Source organism: Patulibacter ginsengiterrae (assembly GCF_056269115.1).
This window is the reverse complement of sequence record NZ_JBWDOG010000017.1, coordinates 1-18,317: the sequence shown is the minus strand read 5'-3', so window position 1 is coordinate 18,317 and position 18,317 is coordinate 1. Positions and strand designations below refer to the sequence as shown.

Sequence of the window (18,317 nt, the reverse complement as noted above, 5' to 3'; positions counted from 1 at the left end):
CAGGAGTCCCCGCCAAGCATCACGGTGACCACCCGATCGTGATCGTCGCGCTCGGTCACGACGACGATAGCGCGCCCGTCGAGTGCCCGACCGAAATGGCTCGTAGCGTTGCGACAGGGCCGCGGTTGTCGATCAGGCGGCGTCGGTGAGCGCCTCGACCAGGCGGTCGAGGAACGCCTCCTGGGCCGCGACCAGCCGGGGGCGGGCCTCGTCGATCGTCATCCACGCGACCCGGTCGATCTCGGGCACCGTCACGGTTCGACCGGAGCGGGGTGGCCACGTCAGCTCGAAGGTGCCCGGCACGATCGCGTCGGGATCGAGCTCGCCCTCGACCGCCCAGCAGCGGACGCGCTTGCCGCTGCCCTGACGGACCTCGCCGAGGTCGATCGTCGGGCCGGCGGGCGCGGGCAGGCCGAGCTCCTCCTCGAACTCGCGGCGGGCGGCGTCGAGCGGCGGCTCCTCGTCGGGGTGCTCGCCCTTCGGCACCGACCAAGCGCGCTCGTCCTTGCGCGCCCACAGTGGCCCGCCCATGTGCGCGATCAGGACCCGCAGCCCGTCCGGGTCGCAGCGGAACAGCAGCAGGCCCGCACTCTGGCGGTGACGCGTCTCGGCCATGCGTCCGATGCTCCCACGGACGCGCGGGCGGCCGCTAGGTTACGCCGGCCCGGTCCCTCTGGGCCGCGCTCCCGACGGCCGGACGGGTCAGTCCGTGAGCGGCCCCGGATCGGCTGGGACGTCGACGGCGTGCTCCCGCAGCGCCTCCAGGGGGACGCGCTCGAGCGCCCGCTCGTCGGTCGAGGCCAGCACGACGAAGGCGGCCGCTCCCGCGTGGTGGGCGTGCAGCCAGTTGGCCGCCGTCACGCACCAGCGGTCGCCCGGGACCAGCCCCGGGAAGGCGAACTCCGGCCGCGGGGTGCTGAGGTCGTTGCCGATCCGCCGCTGGTGGGCGAGGAACTCCTCGGTCACCACGGCGCAGATCGTGTGGCTGCCGGGATCCTCCGGCGTCGTCCGGCAGCACCCGTCGCGGTAGAAGCCGGTCATCGGGTCGGTGCCACAAGGCTCGAGCGGCCCGCCCAGCACGTTGCGTCCGGTCACTCCCGGAGTATCGCCGACCAGCCGCGTCCGGTCAGCCCCGTGGCGAATCCCGCGGCAGCTCCGGCGGCGTCGCCAGGATCGCCTCGACCGCGACCCGCAGCAGCGCCTCGGTGTCGACGATCCGCTCGCGCTCGCCGCCGAAGAGCACCGACGGCAGGTCGACGAGGCAGACGGCGATGGTCTCGATCGCCCGGCGGTCGCGGCGCGCCCAGAGCCCGTGGGCCAGCTCCCGCAGGAGCACGAGCAGCTCGTCGTCGAGCGCCGCCAGGTCCGCGACGATCGGGGCCGGCAGCCCCTCCCGGACCAGCGACTCGCGGCGGTACTCGGCCAGGACCCGGGCCGCGTCGGGGTGGGTGCGCCGGAAGCCGGCCAGGGTCAACGCCGCCGCGACGGTCGCGTCGACCGCCGAGCCCCCGGCCGCGCGGACCCCATCGACCGCCGCGCGCTGCTCGTCGAGGAACCGGCGCGCCGCCCGCAGCCACATCCGCCCCAGCAGCTGCGTACGCGAGCCGAACGCGTGGTACAGCGATCCGCTCGGCGCCCCCGTCCGCTCGGCGAGCGCGCGAATCGTGAGGGCGGCGGGGTCGCCGCCGGCCAGGATCGCCTCGGCGGCGTCGAGGATCTCGTCCTGGTCGTGCACCCGCGGACGTGCCATCGCCTCATTCTAGCTCGCATGTTCTAGAACAGCTGATCCGTTACCCTCTGCGGGCAGGAGCCGGCCGACGATCGTCGGCGTCCACCACCGACAGGAGTCCCCGTGCCCGATCTCGACCGCGAAGGCGACGTCTTCGTCCTCCGCCTCGGCGACGACGAGAACCGCTTCAACCCCGACTGGATCGCCGGCGTCCGCGAGCAGCTCGCGGTCGTCCTCGCCACGCCCGCCCCGCGCGCGCTGGTGACGACGGCCACCGGCAAGTTCTGGTCCAACGGCCTCGACCTCGAGTGGCTGGGTGCCCACGCCGACCAGATCGAGGACTTCGTCGGCCAGGTCCACGCGCTCTTCGCCGAGGTGCTCGAGGCCGGGGTCCCGACCGTCGCCGCGATCCAGGGCCACGCGTTCGCCGCCGGCGCGATGCTGGCGATGGCCCACGACCAGCGCGTGATGCGGCGGGACCGCGGGTACTTCTGCGTGCCCGAGGTCGACATCTCGATCCCGTTCACCCCGGGCATGACGGCCCTGCTGTCGGCCCGGCTGCCGGGGGCGACCGCCCACGAGGCGATGACGACCGGCCGCCGCTACGGCGGACCCGACGCGCTCGCGGCGGGGATCGTCGACGAGCTCGCCGACGAGGGCGACCTGCTCACCCGCGCGATCGAGCGGGCCGGGGCGCTCGCGGCCAAGGACCCGACCACGCTCGGCACGATCAAGCAGCGCCTCTACGCCAGCACGCTGACGGCGCTCCGCGCGCCGCAGGGCCTGTAGCGCGGGCCACCAAGCCGGGGCCGCCGGACCCGTCCGGCGGCCCCGCGCCCTGGCGGCCCAACGGCTAGATCGCCTCGAAGTAGCGGCGCCGCTCCCAGTCGGTGACGCTCTGGTTGAACGACCGGCACTCGTGCCGCGCGAGCGTCGCGTAGTGGGCCTGGACCTCGGCCCCGAACGCCTCGCGTACGAAGTCGCTCCGCTCCCAACAGCCAGTCGCCCGGTCGAGCGTCTCCGGCAGCGGCGCGACGTCCCGCTCGTAGCCGTTGCCGAGCGTCGGCTCGCCCGGGTCGAGCGTGCGCTCGATCCCGTCCCGGACCGAGGCGAGGACCGCGGCCAGCGCCAGGTACGGGTTGACGTCGGCGCCCGGCACGCGGTACTCCAGCCGGGTCGCCGCGGGTCCGCCCTCGACCACCCGGCAGGTGACCGTGCGGTTGTCGAAGCCCCAGGTCGCCCCGCGGCCGGCGAAGTCCTCGCTGCCCGTCCGCCGGTAGCTGTTGATCGTCGGCGCGTACCAGAGCATCAGCTCCGGAGCCCGATCGAGCACGCCGCCGACGCTCTGCCGGATCGCCGTGCTGATGCCCCGCGGATCGTCGGCGTCGTGGTAGATCGCGGTGCCGGAGCGGTCCCGCAGCGAGACGTGCACGTGACAGGACGAGCCGATTCCCGCCTCGGTCGTCGGCCGGGCCATGAACGACGCCGCCAGCCCGGCGCGGCTGCCCATCGTCTTGACCCCGAGCTTGAAGAGCGCGTGCGCGTCGGCCATCGCCAGCGGCGCGTCGTGCCCGAGGTTCATCTCCCACTGGCCGAGGCCCCACTCGCCCTGGCTCATCTCGACGTGCAGGCCCGACGCCTCGAGCGCCGCCCGCGTCGGCCGGAAGAAGTACTCGAGGTCCTCGGTCTCCTGGATCGTGTAGTCGGAGTGGCGGTTGGTGGTCGGCACCAGCGCCGCGTAGTCGCTGCGCCGCGCGGCCTCGTAGCCGTCGCGGTAGAGGAAGAACTCCAGCTCGGTGCTGGCGCTGGCCGTCAGACCGAGCGCGTCGAGCGCCTCGAGCTGCCGCCGCAGGATCGTCCGCGGCGCGATCGGCACCAGCTCGCCGCGGTCGTCGACCGCGTCGCCGAGGCAGATCGCGGTCCGCTCCGACCAGCCCGCGACCCGCAGCGTCGAGACGTCCGGGCGGACGACGTAGTCGTGCCAGCCGGTGTGGATCCCGGCGTAGTCGAGGCTGATCCCGTCGAGCGACTGGTCGATGTCCCAGGCCAGCGTGCAGGTGCAGAGGTGGATCCCGGTCAGGACCTTGTCGACGAACGTCCGCGGCGAGAGCCGCCGGCCGACGAGCCGCCCCTGCACGTCGACGGTGGCCAGGACCACGGTGTCGAACTGCTCCGACAGCAGGTCGTCGGCGGTCAGCCGACCGGTCGTCCGACGCACCGTCTCGTCGTCGCGTTCCCGAGAGCTCATCGGACCATCCAACCGCCATCGACCGGCAGTTGCACGCCGGTGATGTACGACGCGTCGTCGGAGAGCAGGAACGAGACGGCCGCCGCCTGGTCCTCGGGCTCGCCGACGCGCTTGATCAGCAGCCGGTCGGAGAAGCTGTCGAAGATCTCCGGGTCGGCGAAGCTGGTGCCGGTGAAGAGCGTGTTCGTCGCCCCCGGCGCGACGGCGTTGACGCGGATCCCGCTCGCCGCCAGCTCCGCGGCCAGCGCCTTGGTCAGCATCAGCGCGCCGCCCTTCGACGCGTTGTAGTGGACCTGGCAGCGCCCGCTCGGGCTGCAGATGATCTCCGACTCGATCGTGGTGATGTTCACGATCGCCGGCGCCACCCCCTCGCGCAGCGCCGCCACGGCGGCCTTGGCGGTCAGGAAGTAGCCCTTGAGGTTGATGTCGACGACGCGGTCCCACTCCTCCTCGGTGACGTCGTCGAAGCCGGACATCGTCACGATCCCGGCCGCGTTGACCAGCTGGTCGAGGCCCCCGAAGGCGGCCACCGCGGCGGCGACGGCCGCGTCGAGCTCGCTCCGCGAGCGCACGTCGGCGGTGACGCCGATCGCCTCGCCGCCGGCGGCGACGATCGTCGCGGCCGTCTGCTCGGCGTGCTCGGCCGCGACGTCGAGGCAGGCCACGCGGGCGCCCTCGGCCGCGAGCCGGACGGCGATCGCGCGGCCGATCCCGGAGCCGGCGCCGGTCACGAGCGCACGGCGCCCCCGGTGTCGGTCGCCGATCGCGAGGACGGGGCGGGGCTCAGGCTGCTGCTGGGGCATGGGTGCGGATCTCTCTCTCGATGGTGGTGCTTCGGGCCTCGTGGACGAGCCACGAGAACAGGGGGTCGGGCTGCTCGCGCAGGTACTCGGGGTGCCACTGGACGCCGAGCGCGCGCGGGCCGACCCGCAGCGCCTCGCAGACGCCGTCGGGCGCGGCCGCGACCAGCGAGACCCCGTCCCCGGGCCGGTCGACGGCCTGGTGGTGGAAGCTGTTGACGACGATCTCGGGCCCGAGCAGCTCCGCGAGCGGCTCGCCGTCGACGAACCGCAGGCCGTGGACGCGAGCGTGCAGTGGGTAGGCCAGCTGGCCGTGGGCCTCGCCCTCGTCGAGCGGCAGGTCGACGACGAGCGTGCCGCCACAGACGACGTTGATCAGCTGGTGCCCGCGGCAGATCCCGAGCAGCGGCACGTCGAGCGCCAGCGCGGTGCGGATCAGCTCGAGCTCGTAGGCGTCGCGGTCCGGGTCGATCTGGGTGCTGCGCGAGCCCGGCACGCGTCCGTAGCGGCGGGGGTCGATGTCGTCCCCGCCGGCGACGACGAGCGCGTCGAGCCGCCGCAGCAGCGCGACCGGGTCCGCCTCGCGCGGGACCTGGACGGGGATCCCGCCCGCCGCCGCGATCCCGTTGACGTACGGCACGTGGTGGATGTCGACCAGCCCGCTGAGCAGCAGCTCGGGCATCCCGGTCACGCGCGAGGTCCGGCTCCGGCCCCCGGTCACGCCGATCAGCGGCGCGTCGTGGGCGGGGGCCGGCGAGGGCTGCTCGGCGTCTCGTTCGGTGTCCCGCGTGCTCATGGATCAGAATCTAGACCAATGACATCTTCAGTGCAAACGTTCTTTGGCAGAATGGACCACGTGACGACGAACGACGGACACGTGCTCGTGCCGGCCGCCTACGCGGTCGTCGTCCAGCACCTGCGGCGCGCCATCCACCTGGGGACCTACGCGCCGGGCGAGAAGCTGCCGCCCGAGCGCGAGCACGCCGAGCTGCTCGGCGTCTCGCGCGTGACCCTGCGCGAGGCCCTGCGCGTGCTCGAGGGCGAGGGCTACCTCGAGATGCGCCGCGGCTCCGCCGGCGGCGCGATCGTCAGCGGGCCGCCCGCCTCCCCCGCCCGCAGCAGCGAGTACCTGCGCGAGCACCTCGACGAGATCCTCGCGCTCCAGGAGTTCCGTCAGGCGATCGAGCCGCTGTCCGCTGCCCGCGCGGCCGAGCGGCACACGCCCGAGACCCTCGACCGCCTCCGCAAGGCGGTCGACGACCTCGGCCAGGCGACGACGCTCGGCCTGTTCCGGCGTGCCGACACCAGCTTCCACCTGACCCTGGCCGAGATCGCCGACTGCCCGCCGCTGCGGCGCGCGATCGAGGACGCGCGAGTCGCGATGTTCGACCAACTCGACGTGCTCGACTTCGACATCATCGTCGCGAGCGCGATCGAGGGCCATACCGCGATCCTGGAGCGGGTCGCCGCCGGCGACGCGGCCGGTGCCCGCGCCGCGATGGAGGCCCACGTCGCCGGCCTCCGCCAGGAGATCCTCGACATCGCCTGAGCCCGGGGCCTCGACCTCGGCCGACCGCCGGGTCCTCGCGCTCCGACTCCGAACGGCGGCGACCGGCGATCACGCGCCGCCGGGTGACGGCGGACGCGCCGCCCGCCCCCACCCGGCTCGACCTCAGAGCGGCAGCGACGGATCCTCTTCACCGACGATCCGCGTCCCGACGTAGGCGTCGAGCACGGTCGCGCTCCCGTGCCCGCCGATCCCGCTCGTGCCCCAGAACGACTGGCTCGAGCCGGCCGCGAGGTCGAGCACGCGGACCCCGCCCAGCCGGACCTCGCCGGCGTGCAGCCGCCGGCCGACGGCGAACGCCTCGTCGCGGTCGGGCCCGAGCACGTAGGCCGCGAGCCCGTCGCCGTTCGCGTCGGTCGCGGCGATCGCCTCCTCGACCGCGGCGTAGGGCTGGACGGCCAGGACCGGCCCGAACAGCTCATCGCCCACGGCGTCCAGCGGCAGTGCCCCGACCACGGTCGGCGAGACGAAGAAGCCCTCGCGGGGCAGCCGCTCGTGCGAGACGGAGACCTCGCCGCACGCGCCGAGCGCAGCGATCTGCTCCAGGATCCGCGCGCGGTGCCCGCGGAAGGCGAGCGGACCGATCTCGGTCGCCGGGTCGGACGCCGGGCCGATCGTGCGGCGGCCGAGCTCGGCGAGCAGCAGCCCCACGAGCCGGTCGTGGTCGGCGTGGGGCACGAGCACCCGTCGCGGCGCCTCGCACCACTGCCCGTTGAGGACCAGCGCGCCCCGTGCGAGCTCGGCGGCGACCGCCTCGAGGTCGGCCCCCGGCAGGACCAGCGCCGGGTTGCTGGCGCTCAACTCGAGTTGCAACGACGGCATCCGCTCGATCGCCGCGCGCGCGACCGCCTGCCCGCCGGCGGTGCTGCCGGTGTAGCTGATGACCTTCGTCCGGCTGTCGGCGACCAGCTGGCGGCCGGCCTCGGCGGCACCGCAGACCACCTGGACCGCGTCGGGCCCGAGGTCCGCGGCGACCAGCGCCTCGACCAGCAGCGCCGCCGTCGCCCGATCGTGCTCCGACGGCTTGAGGATCGCCGGGCATCCGGCCACCAGCGCGTTGGCGAGCTTGGTGACGGCCACGAACGCCCCGGCGTTCCATGGCGCCAGCAGCGCCGCCGGCCCCCACGGCAGCCGCAGGATCTCGACCCGCCGGCCGGGGGTCTCGAGCGGCCGGGCCGGCAGCTCCTGCCGGGCGGTCGCGACGACGCCCTCGACGACGCCGGCCAGGCCGGCCGCGAAGCCGCGGGCGGTCGCGATCGGGATCCCGATCTCGCGCGCGTGCGCCTCCGCCAGCTGCTCCGCCCGACGGTCGAGCTGCTCGCCGATCCGCGCTACGCCACGCAGCCGATCGTCGAGCGAGCGACCGCTCCAGTCGCCGGCACCGTGGCCCCAGCCGCGTTCGGCCGCCGCCAGCGCCTGCTCGATCCGGTCGGGATCGCTGGCGCGCAGCTCACCCGCCGTGGCGCCGGTGCTGGGATCCTCGGCCCGGCCGATCACCTGCGACGGGCGGGCGGACTCGCCGCGAACCAGGTCGGCGGCGGTCGTCAGGATCGCGGTCGGCGCGGCGGACTCAGACATTCTCGGGAACCTCCGGACGGGGGACGGCGACGGGCGCGACTGGCGACGACGACGGCGCTTCGAGTGCATCGAGCGGCACCCGCTGCGGGCGCCGAAGCCCGACCGCGAAGCCGATCGCGGCGACGATCAGGAGCAGCAGCGGCAGGCGGTTGACCAGGCCCGAGGTGCTGCCGCTGACCAGCGCGTAGTTGTTGACGATCAGGAAGGCGAAGAACGAGAGCGCCAGCCCCGCGGTGACCGGCGCGATCACGTGGTGCCACGGCCGCAGCGGTCCGCGTCGAGCGAAGAAGAACGGCACCGAGAACGAGCAGGTCGCCATCAGGCAGATCACGGCGAGCGTGCCGACCCCCGCGGTCTGCGAGCCGAGGTTGAGGTACGGGTCGGCCCCGGCGATCACGTAGACGGCGGTGAGCACGGCGATCCCGGCGGCCTGGGTGATCGCGGCGACGTAGGGCGTCTGGAAGCGGGGGTGGGTGCGGCCGAGCGCCCGCGGCAGCACGCCCTCGCGGCCGAACGCCATCAGGTAGCGCGAGGCCATGTTGTGCAGCGCCATCAGGACGGCGAGCAGGCTCGTCAGCAGCAGCCAGCTGACCAGGCCGGTCGACCAGCCGCCGAGCGTCGACGAGATCGCGTCGAAGGTGAACATGCCCGGGTCCTTGGCCGCGATCGCCCCGGCGTCGACGCCGCCGTTGGTGCCGACCAGGATCCAGGTCGTGATCACGTAGAGGGTGCCGACGAAGGCGATCGCGGCGTAGGTCGCGCGCGGGACCGTCTTGCGCGGATCGCGAGCCTCCTCGCCGAAGATCGCCGTCGCCTCGAAGCCGATGAAGCAGGTGACCGCGAACAGCAGCGCCAGCCCGGGCGAGCCGGAGAAGACCTGCCCCGGATCGAACGACGCGGTCGGCAGGACCGAGGTCCCCTCCTGCACCAGCGAGGCGACGTTGAAGACCATCAGCAGCGCGGTCTCGACGATCAGGAAGAAGCCGAGCACGCGGACGTTCAGCTCGAGCCCCCGGATCCCGACGACCAGCGCGATCGTCAACCCGACGGCCGAGAAGACCCACCACGGCAGGTCGACGCCGAGCTCATCGACGAAGGTCTGGTGCGAGAAGTACCCGACCAGCCCGACGACGTAGAGCACGAGCACGTTGTAGGCGAGCACCGCCACCAGGCCCGCCGCCATCCCGAGCGGACGGCCGAGCCCGGCCGTCACGTAGGCGTAGAACGCGCCCGCGTTGGTGATGTGCGCGCTCATCGCCGAGTAGCCGACGGCGAACAGCGCGAGCACCGCCGCCACCAGCAGGTAGGCGCCCGGTGCGCCGACCCCGTTTCCCAGGCCGACCGCGAGCGGCATCGCGGTCGCCATCGCGGTCAGCGGGGCGGCCGTGGCCACCACCATGAACACGATCCCTATCGGACTGACCGTCCCGGTCCTGAGTCCGCTGTTGCCTTCGGTCCCCATTGCTCTCTCTCCCGTCGGTGCTCTCTCCCGCCGGCAGTATGGATCAAGATCTAGACCAATTGCAAGTCGACCTTTCCGAGGCAATGACGGATCAGGAGCACGGGACCGCGGTGCGCCGGGCCTGCCGCGCGGCCGCCGCACGAGGGATCGGCGCGGCCGCACCCGTTCACGGGCATGCACCGCGCCGACCACGACGCAGCGCGGCCAGGGTCCTTCCTGCTCGCCCACCACCGGGCGGACGAGCAGACGCTGGCCCTGCGGAACCTGCCGTCGCGCCGCCTCGGCGGCCGCGACAGCTCGCGCCTACGGCGTGGTGGTCGTCGCCGGGGCCGGGGTCGTCTGCGGCCCCGGGCGCGACGGCTCGACCTCGAGCAGCTGCTCGGCGCCGCGGTCGACCCGCCACGGCGTCGACGGATGGTCTTCGTCGCGACCGACGACGTCCTGCTCGGCCTCGTCCGACGGCAGCCGGATCATCCGGAAGGTCCACGGCGAGCCCTTGCCCCGGCGAGCGGTGACCGTCGCGCGATCGTCGCCCTCGCGGCGCACCGCGTAGTCGACGTCGGCGGCGCCGCGACCGGCATCGCTGGTCGCGTCGTAGGCGCCCGGCAGCGAGCTGACCGCGTTGTTCATCGCCTGCCGGCACGACCCGGCCGGGCTCGAGTCCAGCCGCTCGCGGGCCGCCGGGCTCAGCAACGCGCAGGCCCGCTGCCCGTTCGCCTGGCCGACCGCCGCCAGCAGCAGCTCGTTGACCGCCAGCCGCGGATCGTCGTCGCCGAACTGGCCCGCCTGACCGCAGCCGCTGACCGCGACCGTGGCGAGGCCGGCCAGGACGACCGCCGCCGTCCGCCGTCGCATTCGAGACCGCATCAGTCGAGGAGCTCCAGGATCTCGGCGACGGCACGGCGTTCCGGCGTCCGAACCTCCTGCCGTCGCGGCCCGAGGTGGATCAGCCCGAGCGCGACCTCGTTCTCGGACAGGCCGACCGCGGCCCGTCCGGCCGGATCCAGCAGCACCGCCGGCGTCCGCCAGTAGCCGGCGAGCCCGCGCGCGTGGGCCGCGAGCAGCAGCCCGTAGACGGCCGCCGCGGTCGCGTCGCGATCCTCCGCCGCCACCCGCGGATCGGGATCGACGACGACCGAGGCGACGACCAGCGTCGGCGCCCGGTCGAGCTTGGCCGCGGCGTCCGCCGGGCCGGCGTCCTTCAGCCGCGCGAGCGCCTGCGGACCGACGACGCGGAACCGCCACGGCTCGGTCAGGTGGTGGTTCGGGGCCCAGCGCGCCAGCTCGACGAGCTCGCGGATCGTCGCCGGATCGACCGGTTCGGGACCGTAGGCCTTGTGGGTCCGGCGGCTACGGATCGCCTCGACGAGGTCGATCGAGGTCGTGCTGCTCATGCCTCGTCGGAGGCGGCGGGATCGTCGCCGGCCTCGTCGCCCTCGTCGTCCTCATACAGCGACTCGCGCGCCAGCTCGCGCCCGTCGCTGCCCAGCAGCACGACCTCGAGCGTGTCGCCGAAGTAGTCGTCGGGCGCCAGCAGCGTGAAACGGCCGTCGCGCACCATGCAGCGGTCGACGACCGTGCCGTCCAGCTCCGCGACCGCGTTCGCCGCGCCGGAGATCATCGGCTGCCCCCAGACGAGGGTCATAGCGGCGACCTCGCCGTCCCCGCGCCAGGAGCCGACGACCGTCTCGCAGATGTCGATCTTCCAGTCCGGGTTGTTCTCGGCCAGCTCGCTCGTGACCTGCGCCTCGGCGTCGAAGGAGTGCGGCTCGGCACCGTCTTCGTCGGCCGGGACGTAGCGGACGAATCCGTACATCTCGAGGCCGGTGCTCGTACGCGACGTCACCGGCAGGAAGCTGCGCCCGTGCCAGGTGCGGTCGGGGAACCACTGCAGCTCCCCCGGCTCGCCGATCCCGTCGGCCTCGGACGGCTCGTCGGGATCCGGCTCCAGCTTCGCGGCGACCTCGAAGAAGGTCGCGGTCAGACGGTCCGCCCAACGGCCGTAGGGGGCGGTGTCCTGCGGCGGCTCGGCGGCGTAACGGGGCAGGAAGCGCTCGAGTTCGGGCATCCCCACGAGTCTACGACCCGTCACAGCCGCCTGACGATCGCCTCGGCCAGCCGCTCCGGCGCCTCGACCGACGGCCAGTGGCCGACGTCCGACCAGAGCACGAGCTCGGTCGCGGGCCGGAGCGCGTGGAGCCGCTGCGGCATCGCCACGACCGCGATCGGATCGAGCGTCCCCCAGATCGCCGTCAGCGGCCCGGCGTACTCGACCAGCGCCGCGGTCCAGGTCGCCTGGTGGACCCGCCGTTCCTCGATGTAGCGGATCTGGCGGGACAGCAGGCGTCCTCCGCCCGCGCGCTGGATCAGCGCGACCATCGCGTCGAGCGCGCCTGCCGGAGGCGGCGCGGCGGCGACGAAGCTCTCGCGCAGACTGCGCCGCACGATCAGGTCCGGGACCGGCAGCGACACCCGCCGGTCCGGCAGCCGCAGGGCCAGCCGCTGGCCGCGGGTGAGCTGCGCGAGGTCGATGAAGATCGAGCCGTTGGTGAGGAACGTGCGCTCGACGTCGAACCCGAGCCGGCCCGCATTGTGGCGGTGGAGCAGCTCGGCGACGATCGTGTCGCCCATGTCGTGGCCGACCAGCGCACAGCGGTCGATCGCCAGCCGGGCGAGCAGCGACTCGACCAGGTCGGCCTGCGCGAACAGCGAGTAGCGGTCGTTCGGCTTCGCCGAGAGCCCGTACCCCAGCAGGTCGAAGCTGACGACCCGCCGGTGCTCGGAGAGCGCCGCGACGACCCCCGCGAAGTCGTACGACGAGCCGGGGAAGCCGTGGACGATCACGACCGGGGTCCGCGGGCCGCGTCCGGCGGGGTCACCGCTGTCGACGACGAACAGCTCCTGCCCGTCGACGGAGAGCGCGGTCCCGTGCTCCCGCCAGGCCCGAACGGCGGGCGGCAGCACGGCCGACATCAGCCCGCGTCGACGGGGCCGTTCGCGGCGGCGTCCTCCGCGGCGCGGAGGCGCTCGCGGGCTCCCGGGTCCGGCACCGGCACCGCCCGCATCAGGGCCTTGGTGTACTCGGCCTGCGGATCGCCGAAGAGCGCGTCCGATTCGGCCAGCTCGATGATCTCGCCTGCGTACATCACCGCCACACGGTCACACATGTAGCGGACGACCGAGAGGTCGTGGGCGATGAACAGCAGCGACAGGCCGAGGTCGCGCTGGAGCTGGCGCAGCAGGTTCAGGATCTGCGCCTGGATCGACACGTCGAGCGCGGAGACCGGCTCGTCCGCGATCAGCAGCTTGGGGTCGAGCGCGAGCGCACGGGCGACCCCGATCCGCTGGCGCTGCCCGCCGGAGAACTCGTGCGGGAGCCGGTTGTAGTGCTCCGGGTTGAGCCCGACGAGGTCCATCAGCTCCTGGACCCGCTTCTTGCGACTGAGCCCGCCCTCGACGCTGTGGACGATGAACGGCTCGCCGATGATCGACCCGACCGTGTGCCGCGGGTTCAGCGACGAGTACGGGTCCTGGAAGACCATCTGGACGTCGCGCCGGAACGGCAGCAGCTGCTTCCGCCCCATCCCGGCGATGTCGGTGCCGTCGAACAGGATCTGACCCGAGGTCGGATGGAGCAGCCGGCAGATCATCCGCGCGGTCGTCGACTTGCCGCAGCCGGACTCCCCGACCAGGCCGAAGGTCTCGCCCCGGAGGACGTCGAAGCTGACGCCGTTGACGGCGTGGACCTGCTCGCGGGGCTTGCCGCTGAGGAGGCCGCCGCCCGACGTGTAGACCTTGTGCAGGTCGCGGACCTGGAGGACGGCGTCCTGCTCGTCCGCGGGCGGGGTCGCCTCGGCCGTCGGCGTCCTCGGCGTCTCGGGAGTCATCACGCCACGTCCTCCTGCTCGGGGGCGAGCCCCGCTGCCGCAGCGGCCTCCGCAGGGGTACGGCCGGCGGCGAGCGCCGACCAGACCGCCGTCCGCTGCTCCTCGGGCATGCCGCAGCGGACCAGGTGGCGGGGGTTCCCGGGCGTCGGCTCGAGAGCCGGCATCCCCTCGTCCGCGCAGCAGGCGCCGGCGTAGGGGCAGCGCGGCTTGAAGCTGCACCGGTCCGGTACCCGGATCATGCTCGGCGGCCGGCCCTCGACGGGGACGAGGTCGACCCCGCGCGGCAGGTCGAGGCGCGGGATCGAGCGCAGCAGCCCCCAGGTGTAGGGGTGCCGCGGCGCCCGGAAGAGCTGTTCGACCGGCGCCTGCTCGACGACCCGGCCGGCGTACATCACGACGATCTCGTCGGCCATCTCGGCGACGACCCCGAGGTCGTGCGTGATCATCACGACGGCCATCCCGAGCTCTTCCTGGAGCCGGGCGATCAGGGCCAGGATCTGGGCCTGGACCGTCACGTCGAGCGCCGTCGTCGGCTCGTCCGCGATCAGCAGCTTGGGGTCGTTGGCCAGCCCCATCGCGATCATCACGCGCTGACGCATGCCGCCCGAGAACTCGTGCGGGTAGTCGTCGACGCGCCGTTCGGGCTTGGGGATCCCGACCAGGCCGAGCAGCTCGATCGCCCGCGCCCGCGCCTGCTTCTTGGTCACGTCGCGGTGGGCCAGGATCGCCTCGATGATCTGGTACCCGACGCGGTAGAACGGGTGCAGCGAGGAGAGCGGGTCCTGGAAGATCATCGCGATCTCGTCGCCGCGGATCGACTGCAGGTCGCTCTCCGAGGCGGTCAGCAGGTCGCGGCCGCCGAAGCGGACCTCGCCGCTGACGTGGACTCCCGGCCCGCGGGTCAGGCCCATCAAGGTCAGCATCGTCACCGACTTGCCCGAACCGGACTCGCCGACGACGCCGAGCACCTTGCCCGGCTCGACGCTGAAGCTGACGCCGTTGACCGCATGGACCATGCCGCCCTCGCTGGGCAGCTCGGCGTGGAGGTCTCGGACCTCGAGCAGCGGCTCGCTCATGACAGCTTCACCCGCGGGTCGATGAATGCGTAGACGATGTCGACGACGATGTTGGCGACGATGATGAACATCGCCGCGAAGAGCACGGTGCCCTGGATCACCGGGAGGTCGGAGTTCGTGATCGCGTCGTACGAGAGGCGACCGATCCCGGGGATGTTGAAGACGGTCTCGGTCAGGACCGCGCCGCCGAGCAGGATCCCGAGGTCGAGCCCGAACGCGGTCACGACCGGCGTGATCGCCGAGCGGACGGCGTGCCGGAAGATCACCCGTCGGCGCGAGAGGCCCTTGGCCTGCGCCGTGCGGATGTAGTCCTCCGACAGGACCTCGATCAGGTTCGCCCGCATCAACCGGGCGTAGATCGCCGCGAACGACGCCGCGAGCACGAACCACGGGAGGATCAGCGAGGTGAACCAGCCCCAGGGGTCCTCGGTCAGCGGCACGTAGCTGCCGGCGCCGGGAAGGATCGGGAAGACGCCGATGTCCTCGGCGAAGAGCAGCAGCGACATCAGGCCGAGCCAGTAGACCGGAGCCGAGATCGCCACCAGCGCGCCACCCATGGCGAAGCGATCGAAGAGGCTGCGCGGCCGGAGCGCGGAGAGGATGCCGATCGAGACGCCGGCGACGAGCCAGATGAACGCCGCCCCGACCGCGAGCGAGATCGTGGCCGGCAGGCGCGAGATGATCGACTGTGAGACGTCGGCGTTGTTCTTGTAGCTGAAGCCGAAGTCGAAGTGCAGGACGATCTTCTTCATGTACTCGTAGTACTGCTCGTACAGCGGCCGGTCGAGCAGCAGCGTGTGCCGGATCTGGTCGATCAGCTCCGGGCTCGCAGCCCGTCCTGCACGGGCCGCGGCCGGGTCGCCAGACGGGAGCGCGTAGAAGATCAGGAAGGCGACCGCGCTGACGACCAGCAGCAGGAAGACCATCCAGACCAGGCGGCGGAGAATGTAGAGGGCCATGGGGGTGGCGCGCGTGGGTCGGGGGCCGCGTCGCGGCCCCCGACCGTCCGGCGTTCGGCTAGGGGTTCACCAGCGAGGTGTAGGACAGGTCCCAGGCGGAGTTCCACGTCGCGATCACGCCGTGGACGTTCTTGCCCTGGACGTTGGCCTGCGTGTCCCAGAGCCACGGGATCGCCGGCACCTGGGCGGTGACGTCACGGTCGACCTGACCGAAGATCTGGTCGCGACGGCTCGCCGCGACCGTCTCCGAGCCCTTCGTGATCTCGGCGTTGATCTGCTTGTCGTCGAACAGCGACGGGTTGTTCATGTTGACCGGCTGGATGTAGTCGCCGTCGAAGGTCGGCGCGAACATCGGCTGACCGTCGACGAAGTCCGGCAGCCACCCGAAGTTGGGGCAGGCGTCGACCTCCTTCATCGCCTCGACCACCTGGCAGTACTTCTCGTACATCGTCGCGTGACCGACGTTGCGCATGTTCACCTTGAAGCCGAGCTTCGAGAAGCTGTTCTGGACGACCTCGCTGGTCTCGCGGCCGGGCGACTCCGTGTCGGCGATCATCGTGATCGACGGCCCGCTGTACATGCCGTTCTTGAACCCGGCCTTCTTGAGGTAGCTCTGGGCGAGCTCGAGGTTGCCCGAGGCGTAGTTCAGGAAGTCGTAGCCGGGCCCCTCCTCGCCGCCCGCCTGCTCGAAGCCCGGGGAGCCCGGGAAGAGGAAGTGGGTCGCGATCTCGCCGACGAGCGGGCCGCCGCGCTGCAGGCGCATCGCGTCACGGTCGAGGACCGCCGCGACCGCCTTGCGGACGTTGAGGTCGTTGAACGGCTTCTTGGTCGTGTTCAGCGCGACGTAGCGGTTGCCGAGCGCGCTGAAGGTGATCTGCTGCGGCGCGTCCTTGACGAACCGCTTGACGCCCTCCGCGGACGGCGGGTCGCCGCCGAGCATGTTCGTGCCCGAGAGCACCTGGCGGCTGTTGACGTCGGAGTCGCCGCCGAGCTTGATGTCGACCTCGTCGACGTAGGCGGGCCGCGGGTCACCGCTGGCCTTGCCGTTCCAGTTCGGGTTGCGGACCAGCGTCGCCGCACGACCGGCCGCGTAGCTCTTGATCATGTAGGGACCGGAGGCGACCTGCGTGGTCGGGTCCTGGTCGTAGGTGCTCGGCGTCTTGGCGTCGAGCTTCGCGGCGTACTCGCGCGGGACCGGCGAGGACAGCGGCAGGACCAGGGCCTTGGCGACGGTCGCGCCGCTGGGCTTGCTGAGCCGGAAGACGATCGTCGTCTTGTCCGGCGTCTCGATCCCCGGGATGTTCCCGCCGTTGGAGCCCTTGAGGCCGAGCACGTCACCGAAGTAGGCGGCCTCGTAGCCGTTCTGGACCGAGGACTTCATCCCCCGCTCGAACGCGTACTTGACGTCGGCGGAGGTGATGGTGCGGTTGACCGGCGGGCCGAACTTGGCGTTCGGCTGGATCTTGACCGTGACCGTCTTGCCGTCGCCGGAGATCGCCGGCGCCGACGAGGCCAGGTCGGGCAGGACCTTCGAGCTGTCCGCCGGGTCGTAGGTGTAGAGCGCCCGGTGCACGACCGAGGTGACCATGTAGTCGGCCTGGAAGTACGCCGCGCCGGGGTCCAGATGCTGGAACTGCTCCGCGAAGAGGACCTGCAGCTTGCCGCCCTTCTGCTGGTCGTCCGTCGGCACGGCCCGGAAGAACTTGCCGTCGCGGACGCCGGCAGGACCGCTGATCTTGTTCGCCGCCACCACGGTGCCGGCCGCGGCCGCGCCCGAATCGCTGGACGTGGTCGACTCGTTGTCGCCTGAACCGCACGCCGTGACGCCGACGGCGAGACTGCCGGCGATGCCGAGGGCGAGCAGTCGACGTGTTGTCTTCTGCATGGACTTCCTCCTGTACGGGGCCCGATCCTGCTCGGGGCCCCACGATGATGGGACGGAACGAAGCTGGGTCATGACCGCTTGCGGGGGTTGAGCGCGTCCTGGAGCCCGTCGCCGAGCAGGTTGAACGCGAGCACCGTGATCAGCAGCGCCAGGCCGGGGAAGACCATGAACCACCACTGATCGGTGTGCTTGGCTGCGTCGCCGAGCATCTGTCCCCAGCTGGCGGTCGGGGCCTGGACCCCGACGCCGAGGAACGAGAGCGACGCTTCGAAGAGGATGTTCTGGGGGACCAGGACCGTCGAGTAGACGATGATCGGCGCCACCAGGTTGGGCAGCAGGTGCGAGGCCATGATCCGCCGGTCGGACGCGCCGATCGAGCGGGCGGCCTCGACGAACTCCTTCTCGCGCAGCGAGAGCACCTGGCCGCGCACGATCCGGGCGATGAACGGGAAGCCGGAGATCGCGATGATCAGGACGACGACCGGGACGCCCGGGGTGATCAGGCCGCCGAGGCAGCCGTTGCCGATCGAGCAGGCCGCCGCGAGGCCGATCCCGAGCATCAGGATCGGGAACGCGAGCATCACGTCCAGCACGCGGGAGACGAACGTGTCGACCCACCCCCGGTAGTAGCCGGCGAGGGTTCCGGCGATCACGCCGAAGGTGACCGCGAGGAAGGTCGAGATCAGCGCGACCAGCAGCGAGACCCGTGCGCCGTAGATGACGCGGCTGGCGACGTCACGGCCGAGCTGGTCGAGCCCGAACGGGTGGTCGACGCTCGGCCCGGTCGCGACCGGCAGCCCGAGCTCGTCGACGCTGCCCGCGCTCTGCACGTCCGGCCCCGGGACCCCGAGCAGCTTGATCACCAGCGGCGCGAAGATCGCGATCAGGATCAGCAGCACGATCACGACCAGGCTCGCCATCGCCACCCGGTCGCGCTTGAGGCGCGCCCAGAGCAGCTGGCGCTGCGAGCGGGCGACGTCGGCTTCGGCTTCCGACTCCGGGGCGAGGGCCGACGGGTCTGGACCGGCTGCTCCCGCGGTGACCGACGTACTCATCGAACTCGGCCGTGGGTCATGGCAGCGGTTACCGCTCGGTGGAAGATAAACAGGGACATGCGGGGGGACAC

The 18,317-nt window shown here is 72.4% G+C and carries 19 protein-coding genes; 2 read left to right on the top strand and 17 right to left on the bottom strand.

All coding sequences use genetic code 11. The features are described from left to right. Window positions 1–132: 132 nt before the first annotated feature. The 3 genes from ACVUH9_RS18220 to ACVUH9_RS18210 form a co-directional block, all read right to left on the bottom strand. Window positions 133–615, bottom strand: coding sequence for an NUDIX hydrolase (locus ACVUH9_RS18220; RefSeq protein WP_475759475.1), 483 nt, complete (start codon window positions 613–615; stop codon window positions 133–135). A gap of 87 nt (window positions 616–702) precedes the next feature. Beyond that, complete coding sequence (locus tag ACVUH9_RS18215) at window positions 703–1,095, bottom strand: DUF2237 family protein (protein WP_475759473.1); 393 nt, start codon at window positions 1,093–1,095, stop codon at window positions 703–705. Window positions 1,096–1,126: 31 nt separating this feature from the next. Then, window positions 1,127–1,750 (bottom strand): TetR/AcrR family transcriptional regulator, encoded by a 624-nt coding sequence (locus ACVUH9_RS18210; RefSeq protein WP_475759471.1) that lies wholly within the window; start codon window positions 1,748–1,750, stop codon window positions 1,127–1,129. Window positions 1,751–1,852: 102 nt separating this feature from the next. Here ACVUH9_RS18210 and ACVUH9_RS18205 point away from each other — a divergent pair, with 102 nt between their 5' ends. Next, entirely contained in the window at window positions 1,853–2,518 is a 666-nt protein-coding gene (locus ACVUH9_RS18205; RefSeq protein ID WP_475759469.1) for an enoyl-CoA hydratase/isomerase family protein, read from the top strand. Between the two features lie 64 nt (window positions 2,519–2,582). Here ACVUH9_RS18205 and ACVUH9_RS18200 read toward each other — a convergent pair whose 3' ends face one another. Genes ACVUH9_RS18200 through ACVUH9_RS18190 form a run of 3 tightly spaced genes read right to left on the bottom strand, consistent with a single transcriptional unit; the run spans window position 2,583 to window position 5,573 of the window. Beyond that, the gene (locus tag ACVUH9_RS18200; protein ID WP_475759467.1) at window positions 2,583–3,977 is read right to left on the bottom strand and encodes a glutamine synthetase family protein; all 1,395 of its coding nucleotides are present in this window, start codon (window positions 3,975–3,977) and stop codon (window positions 2,583–2,585) included. After that, entirely contained in the window at window positions 3,974–4,780 is an 807-nt protein-coding gene (locus ACVUH9_RS18195; RefSeq protein ID WP_475759465.1) for an SDR family NAD(P)-dependent oxidoreductase, read from the bottom strand. Before ACVUH9_RS18195 ends, ACVUH9_RS18200 begins: the two co-directional genes overlap by 4 nt. After that, entirely contained in the window at window positions 4,761–5,573 is an 813-nt protein-coding gene (locus ACVUH9_RS18190) for a gamma-glutamyl-gamma-aminobutyrate hydrolase family protein (protein ID WP_475759463.1), read from the bottom strand. The genes ACVUH9_RS18195 and ACVUH9_RS18190 overlap by 20 nt, the downstream gene beginning before the upstream one ends. 60 nt (window positions 5,574–5,633) lie before the next feature. On the opposite strand from ACVUH9_RS18190, the gene ACVUH9_RS18185 reads away from it, so the two are divergent. After that, a complete protein-coding gene (locus tag ACVUH9_RS18185) occupies window positions 5,634–6,326 on the top strand; it encodes a FadR/GntR family transcriptional regulator (protein WP_475759461.1) in 693 nt (230 codons plus the stop codon). Between the two features lie 123 nt (window positions 6,327–6,449). Here ACVUH9_RS18185 and ACVUH9_RS18180 read toward each other — a convergent pair whose 3' ends face one another. The 11 genes from ACVUH9_RS18180 to ACVUH9_RS18130 form a co-directional block, all read right to left on the bottom strand. After that, a complete protein-coding gene (locus tag ACVUH9_RS18180; RefSeq protein WP_475759459.1) occupies window positions 6,450–7,922 on the bottom strand; it encodes an aldehyde dehydrogenase family protein in 1,473 nt (490 codons plus the stop codon). Next, the gene (locus ACVUH9_RS18175) at window positions 7,915–9,321 is read right to left on the bottom strand and encodes an APC family permease (RefSeq protein WP_475759457.1); all 1,407 of its coding nucleotides are present in this window, start codon (window positions 9,319–9,321) and stop codon (window positions 7,915–7,917) included. Before ACVUH9_RS18175 ends, ACVUH9_RS18180 begins: the two co-directional genes overlap by 8 nt. Before the next feature lie 366 nt (window positions 9,322–9,687). After that, window positions 9,688–10,239, bottom strand: a complete 552-nt coding sequence (locus tag ACVUH9_RS18170; RefSeq protein WP_475759455.1) for a hypothetical protein — start codon at window positions 10,237–10,239, stop codon at window positions 9,688–9,690. Window positions 10,240–10,250: 11 nt separating this feature from the next. Next, window positions 10,251–10,778 (bottom strand): nitroreductase family protein, encoded by a 528-nt coding sequence (locus ACVUH9_RS18165; protein ID WP_475759453.1) that lies wholly within the window; start codon window positions 10,776–10,778, stop codon window positions 10,251–10,253. Next, the gene (locus ACVUH9_RS18160; RefSeq protein WP_475759452.1) at window positions 10,775–11,452 is read right to left on the bottom strand and encodes a hypothetical protein; all 678 of its coding nucleotides are present in this window, start codon (window positions 11,450–11,452) and stop codon (window positions 10,775–10,777) included. Before ACVUH9_RS18160 ends, ACVUH9_RS18165 begins: the two co-directional genes overlap by 4 nt. A gap of 20 nt (window positions 11,453–11,472) precedes the next feature. After that, window positions 11,473–12,357 (bottom strand): alpha/beta fold hydrolase, encoded by an 885-nt coding sequence (locus tag ACVUH9_RS18155; protein WP_475759450.1) that lies wholly within the window; start codon window positions 12,355–12,357, stop codon window positions 11,473–11,475. Continuing rightward, window positions 12,357–13,271: an ABC transporter ATP-binding protein gene (locus ACVUH9_RS18150; protein WP_475759449.1), complete on the bottom strand. Its 915-nt coding sequence runs from the start codon at window positions 13,269–13,271 to the stop codon at window positions 12,357–12,359. Before ACVUH9_RS18150 ends, ACVUH9_RS18155 begins: the two co-directional genes overlap by 1 nt. Further along, window positions 13,271–14,347 carry an ABC transporter ATP-binding protein gene (locus ACVUH9_RS18145; protein WP_475759447.1) on the bottom strand — a complete coding sequence of 359 codons (1,077 nt, stop codon included), beginning with the start codon at window positions 14,345–14,347 and terminating at the stop codon, window positions 13,271–13,273. Before ACVUH9_RS18145 ends, ACVUH9_RS18150 begins: the two co-directional genes overlap by 1 nt. Then, a complete protein-coding gene (locus ACVUH9_RS18140; RefSeq protein WP_475759444.1) occupies window positions 14,344–15,306 on the bottom strand; it encodes an ABC transporter permease in 963 nt (320 codons plus the stop codon). The genes ACVUH9_RS18145 and ACVUH9_RS18140 overlap by 4 nt, the downstream gene beginning before the upstream one ends. A gap of 58 nt (window positions 15,307–15,364) precedes the next feature. Continuing rightward, window positions 15,365–17,191, bottom strand: coding sequence for an ABC transporter substrate-binding protein (locus ACVUH9_RS18135; RefSeq protein WP_475759443.1), 1,827 nt, complete (start codon window positions 17,189–17,191; stop codon window positions 15,365–15,367). Between the two features lie 68 nt (window positions 17,192–17,259). Further along, complete coding sequence (locus ACVUH9_RS18130) at window positions 17,260–18,246, bottom strand: ABC transporter permease (RefSeq protein WP_475759441.1); 987 nt, start codon at window positions 18,244–18,246, stop codon at window positions 17,260–17,262. Between the last annotated feature and the right edge of the window lie 71 nt (window positions 18,247–18,317).

Coding starts and splice junctions, on each gene's coding strand:
- ACVUH9_RS18160 (WP_475759452.1), bottom strand. CDS start 11,452: ATGCCCGAACTCGAGCGCTTCCTGCCCCGTTACGCCGCCGAGCCGCCG.
- ACVUH9_RS18200 (WP_475759467.1), bottom strand. CDS start 3,977: ATGAGCTCTCGGGAACGCGACGACGAGACGGTGCGTCGGACGACCGGT.
- ACVUH9_RS18150 (WP_475759449.1), bottom strand. CDS start 13,271: ATGACTCCCGAGACGCCGAGGACGCCGACGGCCGAGGCGACCCCGCCC.
- ACVUH9_RS18145 (WP_475759447.1), bottom strand. CDS start 14,347: ATGAGCGAGCCGCTGCTCGAGGTCCGAGACCTCCACGCCGAGCTGCCC.
- ACVUH9_RS18190 (WP_475759463.1), bottom strand. CDS start 5,573: ATGAGCACGCGGGACACCGAACGAGACGCCGAGCAGCCCTCGCCGGCC.
- ACVUH9_RS18180 (WP_475759459.1), bottom strand. CDS start 7,922: ATGTCTGAGTCCGCCGCGCCGACCGCGATCCTGACGACCGCCGCCGAC.
- ACVUH9_RS18155 (WP_475759450.1), bottom strand. CDS start 12,357: ATGTCGGCCGTGCTGCCGCCCGCCGTTCGGGCCTGGCGGGAGCACGGG.
- ACVUH9_RS18175 (WP_475759457.1), bottom strand. CDS start 9,321: ATGGTGGTGGCCACGGCCGCCCCGCTGACCGCGATGGCGACCGCGATG.
- ACVUH9_RS18220 (WP_475759475.1), bottom strand. CDS start 615: ATGGCCGAGACGCGTCACCGCCAGAGTGCGGGCCTGCTGCTGTTCCGC.
- ACVUH9_RS18210 (WP_475759471.1), bottom strand. CDS start 1,750: ATGGCACGTCCGCGGGTGCACGACCAGGACGAGATCCTCGACGCCGCC.
- ACVUH9_RS18130 (WP_475759441.1), bottom strand. CDS start 18,246: ATGAGTACGTCGGTCACCGCGGGAGCAGCCGGTCCAGACCCGTCGGCC.
- ACVUH9_RS18170 (WP_475759455.1), bottom strand. CDS start 10,239: ATGCGACGGCGGACGGCGGCGGTCGTCCTGGCCGGCCTCGCCACGGTC.
- ACVUH9_RS18165 (WP_475759453.1), bottom strand. CDS start 10,778: ATGAGCAGCACGACCTCGATCGACCTCGTCGAGGCGATCCGTAGCCGC.
- ACVUH9_RS18140 (WP_475759444.1), bottom strand. CDS start 15,306: ATGGCCCTCTACATTCTCCGCCGCCTGGTCTGGATGGTCTTCCTGCTG.
- ACVUH9_RS18195 (WP_475759465.1), bottom strand. CDS start 4,780: ATGCCCCAGCAGCAGCCTGAGCCCCGCCCCGTCCTCGCGATCGGCGAC.
- ACVUH9_RS18135 (WP_475759443.1), bottom strand. CDS start 17,191: ATGCAGAAGACAACACGTCGACTGCTCGCCCTCGGCATCGCCGGCAGT.